Origin of the sequence: Centipeda noxia ATCC 43541, from assembly GCF_000160555.1 — a bacterium.
Classification (GTDB): domain Bacteria; phylum Bacillota; class Negativicutes; order Selenomonadales; family Selenomonadaceae; genus Centipeda; species Centipeda noxia.
Genome location: NZ_GG749278.1, coordinates 210,545 through 221,369, shown reverse-complemented (window position 1 = coordinate 221,369; position 10,825 = coordinate 210,545). Strand labels below are relative to the sequence as shown.

The window sequence follows — 10,825 nt, the reverse complement described above, 5'->3', positions numbered from 1 at the left end:
GTGTTCTTGATGAAAATGAGGAGGTGAGCCTGTGTTTTCGGAGTACATGACAAAACTTTCCGCTGTACGGAAACTCACGCCGGAGGAAGAGCATGCGCTTTGGCGCGCTTATAAGGAGGAGGGCGACGAGTCCGCGCGCCGGCGCATCATCGAGGCATATCAGCCGCTGGTATTCCGCGAAGTTATGCCTTACCGTACAATGCCCGTCGTGATGGATGCCGTGCAGGAGGGGACAATCGGGCTCATCGAGGCGGTGGAGCGTTACGACCCGACGCGCGGCGTGGCGTTCAGTCTCTATGCCGTACATCGGGTACGCGGCCGTATTCTCGATTTTCTGCGGCGCGAGGGGAGCGTTGATCTGCCCTGCCTTGAGGCGGAGACCGAGGCGCAGGAGACGGCGAAGGAACTTCTCGTTGATGAGCGGGCTTCGGTTGCGGAGCTTGCGGAGCATCATGCGCTCGTCGACTTACTTGGTGCAGTGATGGAGCGGCTGCCCTTGCGCGAGCGGCTCGTACTCGAGGGCGTAACCATCGGCGGCACGCAGGCGCAGACGATGGCGGAATCGCTCGGCGTTACGCCTGCCCATATCTATCGCCTGCAGCAGAGGGGCATTCGCCGCGTGCGCGGAATGCTTTCACGTTTTATCCAACATTGGAAGGTTTAATCATTTTGGGACTTCATTTTATCCGGGACTTCTTGAATCCGTCCTATGGAGTGTAGTATAATCAAATGTATCTGTGCGGAGAGGAGGCACGGTGATGGACAGGGAACGCAGGGAGAGACAAAAATCAATTCGCGCGGCGCGCGCGTGGCTGACGGGTGCAGAAGATGCACTCGCGGGAGAGGATGATCTCGCAGGCGACCTGAAACTTATGCTCGCTCGTGCGGAACTTGCGCGTATTGCCGCGCACCGCCGCGCACGGATGCGCAGGTGGGCGGGTTGGCTTGTGCCGCCGATCGCTGCGGCTGCTGTTTGGGCATGGATCGCATGGGAATCGCCCTCTTCGCAGGAGGAGACACAACCGTTTCCTGTGCGCGCCGCACAGGAGCGCGCGGAGATGCCTGCGCCGGAGATGGTTGCTGCTGCGCCTGCACCGCCGCCGGTCGAGCCATCTGCGGCGGAGACAGGAGAGCCATCTGCGGCATCCTCTTCTTCGACGCAGGTACCCGAGACCGCGGCCGCCGCGCCCGCAGCGCTGCGAAATGAACCTGAGCAGCCGGCGCGCAGCAAGGCTGCCGCGCGTATGCCGAATGCCGATATGCAGCGGTTGATGCAGGTCGGCGGGAAGATACTGAGAGAGTAGTTTAGGAATTCGATCCATGCTCCTGCGGGAACGCGTGGATTGAAACAGCTCAATGCAATGAGCGTATATCGTCTAGGAGGTTTCGCCTTTGAACAGCAACAGATATCAGAGACTTGCACTTGCCGTCGCCCTCGGCGTGGGGGTATCTGCATCGGCACTGCCGCATGGCTTTGCCGCGGAGGAGATGGACAGCGCAGCAGCGAATACGGCGGCAGAGATGGCAGGGACGGCGGCGCCGGCCCCTGTCCTGAGTGATGCGCCTGCAGCGCCTGCAGACGCTGCAGCAGCTCCCGCTGAAGGAGCTCCTGTGTTGACTGGTTCTACGCCGTCCGGCGCGGATCAGCGCGCTGCCGAATGGGCGGCGAAGCGTCCCGCAGAGGATGCGATCTCCAATGATCTTGCCGCTCAGGTGGGCAAGACGATTGTGGAGATCAATTTCAGCGGTGCGTCGGCAGCGACAGAGCCTACGGCACGGGCAGCACTTACGATGCATGTTGGGGATGCTGTGACGGAGGAGGGCCTCGTGAAGGATCGCGATGCGATCTATGCGACGGGGTATTTCTACGATCTGTATCCGGTCTTTGAACAGGTGCCCGAGGGCGTCGTGCTGACCTATCACGTGCTCGAGAATCCGCTTCTGAAGGAAGTCAAGATCGAGGGCAATACGGTCGAGTCGACAGAGACGCTGATGGGGCTCGTTACGGTCAAGAACGGAGAGCTGCTCAACTCGCGCGTCCTGCAGGAGAATGTGCAGGCGATTCAGGAGAAGTACCGTGCGGACGGCTACATTCTCGCAAAGATCACGGATCTCAACATCGCGCAGGACGGGACACTGACGATCAAGATCAGTGAGGGCCTGCTCGAAGGATATAAGGTCAAGGGCAACAAGAAGACGAAGGAGCATGTCATTCTGCGCGAGATGCGGCAGAAACCGGGGGAGCCCTTCAATGCAAATCTGGCGCGCCGCGGTATGCAGCGTGTCTACAATCTCGGTTTCTTCGAGGACGTCAATGTCAAGATGAATCCGGGTGTGGAGCCGAATGCGGTCATCATGGAGATTGACGTCAAGGAGAAGCGGACGGGATCGTTCGGCATTGGTGCCGGCTACTCGAGCGCGGACGGAATGGTCGGGATGGTGAGCATCAGCGACACGAATTTCCGCGGGATGGGCGACACGATCAGCTTCAGCTATGAGATGAGCGGCGACGATACGGATGCGCGCGGCTATACGTTTATGTACCGCCGGCCGTGGCTCGACAAGAAGGAGACGGCGGGAACGCTCCGCCTCTACAACCGCACCTATGAATATGACGATTACGATTCCAACGGCAATCACAAGGAGTCGTTTATGCGCAAATACTCGGGCGGCGAGTTCACGCTCAGCCGGCCCATGAGTGAGTATTCGACGAATTTCATCACGCTCCGCAACCGCAAGGATCGGTATGTCAAGCATACGGAGACAGGCAATGCAGGCGACCGCAGCCTCAATGCTGCGTGGCTCGGCAAGAATTTCGGAACGACGCGCAGCGTGACGTTTGAACATGTGACAGATACGCGCGATAATGTCTATGAGCCGATGTCGGGGGCGCGCGCCGCGCTTTCGGCGGAGTTTGCCGGCTTTGGCGGGGACTTCTCTTTTCAGAAGTATACGATCAGCGACACGCATTACTTCAAGGCGGGCCACGCACAGGTCTTTGTTCTGCGCGGACAGTACGGCATCGGAAAGGGATCTATTTCCGAGTACAACCAGTTCCGCATCGGCGGTCAGGATACGATCCGCGGCTACCGCGAGGATCAGTTCCGCGGCAATCGCATGGCGCTGGCCTCTCTCGAATATCGTTTCCCGATTGTTTCCAAGGTGACGGGAGCGATCTTCACCGACTTCGGCGGTGCGTGGGATACCGGATTTAAACCTGAGAATATGCACGGGAGCGTCGGCATCGGACTTGGCCTCAATACGCCGATCGGTCCGCTGCGTCTTGACTACGGGCGGGGATCGCAGGGCGGACGCGTACATTTCCGCGTCGGCGGAACGTTCTGATGCGGCAGGGGATTTCCCTGTCACGCCCGATGCGTCTGGCGTTTTTTCTGGCTGCACTTTTTATCGGATGGGGGCTTTCCGCCTCCGCATATGCCGCAGAGGCCTCCCGCGTGGAGGAAACTGCGGCTATTGTCGTGGGCGATCAGCCGATCCCCGCCATTGTCCGCGAACGCATGGAGCGTACCGTGGCAGCGATTGCGGCGGAGCGCATGGAGGGGCGGCATACGTCGGATATCTCTGCATCGGAGGAAGCGGAGATCATCGGTGCGGTCTTTGATCGACTGCTCGTCGGCTACACCGTGACGGGGGTTACGATCCGCCCCGGCACACGTGCAGAGGTGGAGATCCATCTCGCACCGTGGGCAGATACCATTCAGCGTGTGACGGTCGAGACGACGGTTGAGGGGATGCCGCCCGAGGTGGAGGAACTCGTCCGTGCAGATCTTGCGGGGGCGGAGAGTGTCTTTTCTGATGCGCTCGTTGGTCTGCCCGTCGCTGCGACGGACTGGGCGGCAGGTGCCTTGAAACGCCGCTTGACATCGTATATGGAGGAGCATCTGCCGGAGTTCCGTGCGGACTATGATATCGATGTGGCGCCTGCGGCAGCGGTGCGCCTCATTGTCTATCCGCGTCTGCCTGTTGTGCGGACAGTGGATCTCTCGATGCGTTCCGACACGATCCCAAATGTCACTCTGCTCACGCGACGCTCTGTGATGGAGGCGGAGGTGAATCATCTCGTCGGTGTGCCTGTTGCTTTTGTCGCGCGCCATCGTCTGTCGTTTGAGCAGCGGCTCGCCGAACGCCTTGATGCGGGCCGAGATTTTCGGCGCCTCCACCTCTCCTCGCGGGTGACGATTACACCAGGGGAGCGCATGCCTGTGATGAGCCGTACCGATACGACGCGGTATCGCCTGCGCCTCACGGGATGGCTGGATATCGGCAGATCGTCGGAGCGCTCCCATGGGGAGCGGCGGGATCTGCATGTGCGACTGCATGCGGGACAGATGCTCAGCGCACGCGACGAGCTTTATGCAGAGGCGGATGTTACCCCCGAGGATCTGCATTTTGACTGGCGGGTCGGGTATGCGCGTGCACTCCTTCCGCGCCTGACGGGAGAACTGCGCTATGGGTACGGGGATCGCTTCTCCGTTGCGGGCGTTTATACGTTCCACCCGCGCTGGCTGCTGCGTTACGAGCATTGGATGGATACAGGGCAAGGCGAGTGGGAACTGCGCTACAAGCTGCATGACTTCCTCAGCATTGCAGGCCTCGTCGATAAAAATGACGCGTGGCTGCGGCTGATCGGGAATTTTTAGCGAGAGGAGTGAGACGGGCATCGTGAAGCGGATTTCCATTGTCGTTCCGGTTTATAACGAAGAGGATAATATTGCGCATTTTGTGCAGAGCGTGACTGCGGTGATGGCGGAGCTGCCCTATGACTATGAGCTCCTTTTCGTCGACGACGGGTCGCGCGACCGCAGCCGAGAAATCCTGCGCGCGCTGGGTGCGTCTGACCCTCATGTTCAGTCCATCTTTCTCGCGCGCAACTTCGGACATCAGCTGGCGCTGACCTGCGGGATCGATCACGCAGACGGCGATGCGGTCATTACAATGGATGGCGATATGCAGCACCCGCCGGAGCTTTTGCCGGCATTGCTCGAAAAGTGGGAAGAGGGCTTCGAGATTGTTCAGACCGTGCGCCTCACGACGGAGGGGGTTTCTCTCTTTAAGCGGCTGACGTCGAAATACTACTATCGTCTCCTCAACGCGCTTGCAGATGTGGAGATTCAGGAGGGCGGTTCGGATTTTCGACTGATGGACCGCAAAGCGGTGCTCGCTCTGCGCCGGTATCGTGAGCATGCGCGGTTTATTCGCGGCATTGTCGGCGCGATGGGGTTTCGCAAGGCCGTGGTGGAGTTCGTGGCGCAGGAGCGCTATGCGGGGCACTCTAAATTCTCTCTGCACAAGATGATTTCGTTTGCGCTGGACGGGATTCTGGCCTATTCCGTCCAGCCGCTGCGTGCAGCTTTCTATGTAGGCATTGTATCGGCGCTGCTCGCGGTGCTGCTTTTCCTCCACGTACTGTTTGAGACACTGAGCGGGCAGACGGTGCCGGGATGGTCCACCATCGTCGTTTGCAGCCTGTTCTTCGGCGGAATGCAGATGATGATGCTCGGGATATGCGGTGAGTACATTGCGCGTATTCTGCAGGAGGTAAAGAATCGGCCGCTCTACCTCATTGCTTCGGATCATCGCCGCACGGCACATCGGGAGGAGACTCATGAATGAGCGGATAAGTACAGGCGCGCTGCTCCTCTTTATGATGGTGCTCTATTTTTGGGGGAACGCGCAGCTCCCCGTGACGGCGCCCGTTGAGGTGAACTATGCGCAGACGGCGAAGGAGATGTGCGCGGCGGGAGATTATCTCTCGCCGCAGATCTACGGCGGCTACTGGTACGACAAGCCGATCTTCTTCTATTGGGAGCTGATTGCGGCGTTTTCCGCATTCGGGGTGACGGATTTTGCCGCGCGTTTTTTTCCCGCGCTTTTTGCAGCGGGAGGCCTTCTCCTGACCTATGCCTTCGCACGGCGCATTTACGATGAACGGACGGCATTCTGGTCGTCGATCATCCTCGGAACGGGGCTGCTCTATGCGGTCCTCGCAAAGCTCATCATCACGGATATGAGCCTTTTCGTTTTCTTCGGCGGGACGCTCGGTGCGTTCTTCGTCGGCTACTATGAACGGCGCAGCGGTTATTTCTACATCGCCTATGCCTGTGCGGGTCTGGCCGTGCTGACAAAGGGGCCGATCGGGCTGCTCCTGCCGGGGCTCATCATCCTCGTGTTCCTTGCGCTCCGGCGTGATCTCTCCGCACTGGGGCGCATCTGCATCCCGACGGGGCTGCTTGTCTTCGCTGCGGTCTGCGCGCCGTGGTATGTCTATATGTATCTTACGCACGGCACAGATTTTGTGAATACCTTTCTCGGCATCCACAACGTTCTGCGTGCAACGGTGTCTGAGCATGCGAAGTGGGATGTCTGGTACTTTTATCTCGGCATCTATTTCCTCGGCATGTTCCCGTGGAGCTTTGCCCTGCCGCTTGCTCTCTGGCGTGCGTGGCGATTCCAGCCGGTCATCGATGTGCGCGCGCACTTTCTGCTTGTCTGGGCGGTCGTTGTGCCCGTGTTCTTCCAGTTCATGGCGACAAAGTACCCGACGTACAGTTTTCCGGCATTCCTCCCAGCGGCAATCCTGACGGCGCGTCTGCTCCTGCACTATCCGCGCACTCTGCGCGTGGGAGCGGTCATCGGTGCGGGCCTCTACCTCGCTGTGGTGTTCGCTGCAGTGAATTACTCCGAGCGCGACGGACATTTCAGCGGGAAGCAGGCGGCGGCGATTCTCTCGCCCGTGCTGCGAAGCGATGATGTCCTCGCTTGTTACGGCGACTATACGGCGACCGTTCCCTACTACACGGGGCACGTGATGTATGCGCTTGCGCCGCGTGAGGAAATTGCCGCGCGCGCACCGAAGGAGATGAGCTGGAGCAGCAAGAATGTGATGCCGTTCCTGCCGATGGATGAGCTGCCGCGGGATCGTACGGTGTATCTCGTTGTGGAGCGGCATGCGTTCGATGCATTCGATGCGCAGTTTGATGCGCAGGAGTGGGAGCTGCTCGGGGCAATGCCGGAAGAGGGGCGGACGAAGCTGCGTGTCTACCGGCGTGCGCCGATGCCGTGAGGAGGCTGCGGCGCAGTTCTTTTTCATCTCTGTGGTTGAATGAACGCCGAGAATAGTGTATGATGAAGGCGTATTTGGGAGAGGTCAGCCATCGTTTGCATGGCGGTATGGAGAAAGAAGGTCGGTCATCATGATGAAGATCAAGGCATTGGGGATTGCCGCAGCGGTATTTGCCGCATCATCGTTGCTTATTGCAGGATGCGGAGGAAAGACGGCGGAGCGCGTGCCCGCGCCCGGTGCCCTGCAGGGACCTCAGGATGCACAGGATGTCGTCACTGAGGAGCGTATTGCCGCGGTGAAGAAGGGCATGAGTGTCGGCGAAGTTGCGGCGATCTTCGGACAGGAGGGCGTGCTCGTCGGACAGAGCATCGTGGACGGCGTTTACTCCTATACCTACCGCTGGCAGGACGGCGGAAACAAGATTGTTAATGCGACATTCTCGCGTGCGAACCATCTGAACAACCCTGCGGCGCAGCTTGCGCTCGTCGAGGTGGAGATCAGCATGAGCAAGCCAGTTGGGCAGCGCACAGTGAAGTAATGCGGGGCAGGCGGACCAGATTCATTTTATCGATGAAATCTTGAATTGCGCGCCCGACTTTGCTATAATGAATCCGTTCGGCTGATTGCCGATGGTTTTGACAGAAAAGGAGTATTTATTCATGATCAAACTTGAGCAGAAGCAGGTTAAGATTATCAGCATCCTCATTGCCGTGGTCTTTGTCGGCTCGGTGGTTGCGCTTGCGCTCACGCAGAGCGGTTCGGGCATCGCTTCGGCGGCGACGTCCTCCGTCGGCGTTGTGGACTATCGTCAGGTCGGCAGCCAGCATCCGCAGCTCGCGGCGGCGAATGCTGAGATGCAGAAGGCTTCGCAGGAAGCACAGTCGGATTTTGAGACGAAGTCTGCGAACATGAACGATCAGGAGAAGTCGGACTACTATCAGCAGACAATGCAGCGCCTCCAGCAGAAGAATGAAGAGCTGATGGAGCCGATTGAGAAGAGCATTCAGGACGCGGTTAAGAGCGTTGCCGAGAAAAAGGGACTCTCGGTCGTCATCGAGAAGGGCGCTGTGGTCTACGGTGGTCAGGACATCACGCAGGATGTCATCAAACAGTTGGGGAAATAATCGCACGAGATGCGCATATGTACCGGGCAGCGCGCTGCTCGGTACATTTTTATAGCAGGAGATAAAGGGAGGGCGGCGCATGCCGGAGCTTTGGAAAACGAGGCGCAGGGAGATCCTCGCGGGCGGCGCTTGCCTTTTGCTCCTCCTTGCTGTGTTCCTCTTCATGCCGCGGCATGAAGGAACGGAAGAGCCCAGCGATATCGGAACCATGCGCATCGAAGAGGTTCTCGCGGCTCATCCGTCCTATGCGCAGCTGCAGGAACTGCGTGCCGAGGAGCGCAGCCTGACACTGCTTGTGCGGGATATGCCTGCACCACCTGAGATCAAGCCGCCGGAGGCGGAGGCTGCGCCGTTTGATGACTCCGTTTGGCAGAAGAACGCGCAGACGGTCATCTCGACGCGCGTCGAACTCGAGCGTGAGCGGAAGCGCCTGGCTGAGGTCTACCGCAAGCAGACAGAGGCGGACTATGAGGCACGCAAAAAGGCAATCGACGACGAGTATCTGAACGCCATTCTGAACATCAACCTCAAGATCGACAATCAGCGTGCCATGCATGGTCCGCGCGTCTCAGAGGAGGAGCTTGCCGCCGAGCGCGCCGTATGGGAACGGGATCGCGAGGAACTCAAGCGCGAACGCGGAGCACGTCAGATGGCACTCTATCGCGAGTGGCAGGCGCAGATTCGCGCGCGCGTCGCCGCACGCATCGAGCCGCAGCAGGCAGCATGGACGAGACGTGCGCAGGAGACGATCGACGCGCAGAAGGCAGAGGCAGAGCGCCTGCAGAAAGAAGCGCAAAGCCGCAATGCAGACGAGATGGAGCGCGCCCTCAAAGAACGCGAGGAGAACTCTGCGGCTGCGAAGCGTGCGCTGCGTCTTGCAGCCGTACGCAATGAAGCGGATGCGCTCGAGGCGCAGATCTGGCGCGATGTACGCAGCCGTGCGGCGAAACTTGCGATCATGCACCACTTTTCTCTGGTGCTTGCATCTCCGGAGGAGAGCGCGGGAGCGTCTCTGCCCGCCGCCGAGCTCTTTGCTGTACGCCGTTTTGCGCCGCTTATCGCAAATACGGCGACGGATGTGACGGCGGAGATGGTGCATGAGATGCAGAGCATCAAAGGATGACACAGTGAAAGGATTTATACATATGAATTATTTCGGTAAGGCAGCGGCAGCGGTTCTTCTCGCGGCGAGTGCATTGACTGCGGGCTGCGGTCAGGTACATGTCGGTACGCTGGACCGTGAGCGTGTGCAGGAGGAGGCGCCCCAGCTGAAGGCTGTGGTCGATGAGGCGAACGCCAAGCTCACGGAGGCGCAGCAGGAAGCGCAGGCGAAGTTCGCGGCGAATCCGAAGATGACGGCGGAGGAGTCGCAGCAGCTCCAGATAGAGACGCAGCGCAAGATGGCGGGGCTCAATCAGATGTACAGTATTCAGCTTGAGCAGAAGCTGAACACGGCCATAGAGGATGTCGTAAAGAATAAGAAGCTGGACGTCGTGATGGACAGCTCCGACAGATATCCGAGCGTACTCTCGGGCGGCTTGGACATCACCGACGAAGTGATTGGGAAACTCCAGTAAAAGGAGCATGAAGCATGGAAAAGACAGTCAATGCGATCGCGGCGCTTGTCGGCGGCACGGTCCATGGCGACGGCACGCGCATGATACGCGGCCTCGCCTCCCTTGACGAGGCGGGGGCGAATGATCTTGCCTTTGCCGTGCCGCCGCATATCGATGCGGCGCGCGCGGGCGCAAAGGCGGGCGCACTCCTTCTTCCAAAGGGAACCGAGGGCTTTTCCTGCCCCGTGATCTTTGTCGAGGATCCGAAGGCGGCATTTGCAAAGCTCCTCACGAGCTTTACTCCGCCGATCGAGCATGTCGTCGGCGTCAGCGATGAGGCTTATATCGGATGTGACGTTCAGATCGGGGAGGGCGTGACGATCCTGCCCTTTGCCTATATCGACGACCATGCCGTCCTCGGCGCGGGCGTAACCGTTTATCCCCATGCCTATATCGGACAATACAGCGAGATCGGCGATCATACCGTTATCTATCCGAATGCGACGGTGCGCGAGCACTGCCGCATCGGCGCGCGCTGCACGATTCACAGCTCCGCCGTCATCGGTGCAGACGGCTTCGGCTTTACGACCGAAGCGGGCGTGCATACGAAGGTCCCGCAGGTCGGCGGCGTCGTCATTGAGGACGACGTGGAGATCGGCGCACATGTCGGCATCGACCGCGCAACGCTCGGCGCGACCGTCATCGGCAAGGGGACGAAGATCGACAATCTCGTGCACATCGGGCACAACTGCAGCATCGGAGCAAACTGCCTCATCGTCGCCCAGACCGGAATCTCCGGCTCGACAAAGGTCGGACACAACGTCACCTTCGGCGGGCAGGTCGGCACGGTCGGCCATATCAATATCGGTGCGAACTCGGTCTACGCTGCGCGTTCCGGCATCATCGCCGATATGCCGGAGGGGGTTTTCTGCGCGGGATTCCCCGTTCAGCCCCATACCGAATGGCTGCGCGTACAGGCTGCGATCCGGCGCCTGCCCGATCTGGCGAAAAAGGTAAAATCCCTCGAACGAGAACTCGAACAGCTGCGCGGGAAGGACTGA

11 protein-coding genes are annotated in these 10,825 nt (G+C 59.5%); all 11 read left to right on the top strand.

Translation table 11 applies throughout. From position 1 onward, the window contains the following. Nucleotides 1-31 precede the first annotated feature (31 nt). The 11 genes from HMPREF7545_RS01130 to lpxD all read left to right on the top strand — a co-directional run bounded on the left by HMPREF7545_RS01130 (nt 32) and on the right by lpxD (nt 10,825). Nucleotides 32-664 carry a sigma-70 family RNA polymerase sigma factor gene (locus HMPREF7545_RS01130; protein ID WP_040571081.1) on the top strand — a complete coding sequence of 211 codons (633 nt, stop codon included), beginning with the start codon at nt 32-34 and terminating at the stop codon, nt 662-664. Between the two features lie 94 nt (nt 665-758). Further along, a complete protein-coding gene (locus HMPREF7545_RS01125; protein ID WP_006693818.1) occupies nt 759-1,304 on the top strand; it encodes a hypothetical protein in 546 nt (181 codons plus the stop codon). A gap of 88 nt (nt 1,305-1,392) precedes the next feature. Then, nucleotides 1,393-3,345, top strand: a complete 1,953-nt coding sequence (locus HMPREF7545_RS01120; RefSeq protein WP_006693817.1) for a BamA/OMP85 family outer membrane protein — start codon at nt 1,393-1,395, stop codon at nt 3,343-3,345. Next, entirely contained in the window at nt 3,345-4,661 is a 1,317-nt protein-coding gene (locus HMPREF7545_RS01115) for a hypothetical protein (protein ID WP_006693816.1), read from the top strand. The genes HMPREF7545_RS01120 and HMPREF7545_RS01115 overlap by 1 nt, the downstream gene beginning before the upstream one ends. Before the next feature lie 22 nt (nt 4,662-4,683). Continuing rightward, complete coding sequence (locus tag HMPREF7545_RS01110; RefSeq protein WP_006693815.1) at nt 4,684-5,634, top strand: glycosyltransferase family 2 protein; 951 nt, start codon at nt 4,684-4,686, stop codon at nt 5,632-5,634. After that, complete coding sequence (locus HMPREF7545_RS01105; protein WP_006693814.1) at nt 5,627-7,084, top strand: ArnT family glycosyltransferase; 1,458 nt, start codon at nt 5,627-5,629, stop codon at nt 7,082-7,084. Before HMPREF7545_RS01110 ends, HMPREF7545_RS01105 begins: the two co-directional genes overlap by 8 nt. Nucleotides 7,085-7,214: 130 nt before the next feature. Then, complete coding sequence (locus HMPREF7545_RS01100; RefSeq protein WP_006693813.1) at nt 7,215-7,622, top strand: hypothetical protein; 408 nt, start codon at nt 7,215-7,217, stop codon at nt 7,620-7,622. Nucleotides 7,623-7,743: 121 nt separating this feature from the next. Beyond that, nucleotides 7,744-8,208 (top strand): OmpH/Skp family outer membrane protein, encoded by a 465-nt coding sequence (locus HMPREF7545_RS01095; RefSeq protein ID WP_040571080.1) that lies wholly within the window; start codon nt 7,744-7,746, stop codon nt 8,206-8,208. Between the two features lie 79 nt (nt 8,209-8,287). Next, on the top strand, nt 8,288-9,331 hold the full coding sequence (locus HMPREF7545_RS01090; RefSeq protein ID WP_006693811.1) for a hypothetical protein: 1,044 nt from the start codon (nt 8,288-8,290) through the stop codon (nt 9,329-9,331). A 22-nt stretch (nt 9,332-9,353) separates the two neighbouring features. Next, nucleotides 9,354-9,785, top strand: coding sequence for an OmpH family outer membrane protein (locus HMPREF7545_RS01085; RefSeq protein ID WP_006693810.1), 432 nt, complete (start codon nt 9,354-9,356; stop codon nt 9,783-9,785). Between the two features lie 14 nt (nt 9,786-9,799). Beyond that, on the top strand, nt 9,800-10,825 hold the full coding sequence (gene lpxD, locus HMPREF7545_RS01080) for a UDP-3-O-(3-hydroxymyristoyl)glucosamine N-acyltransferase (RefSeq protein WP_006693809.1): 1,026 nt from the start codon (nt 9,800-9,802) through the stop codon (nt 10,823-10,825).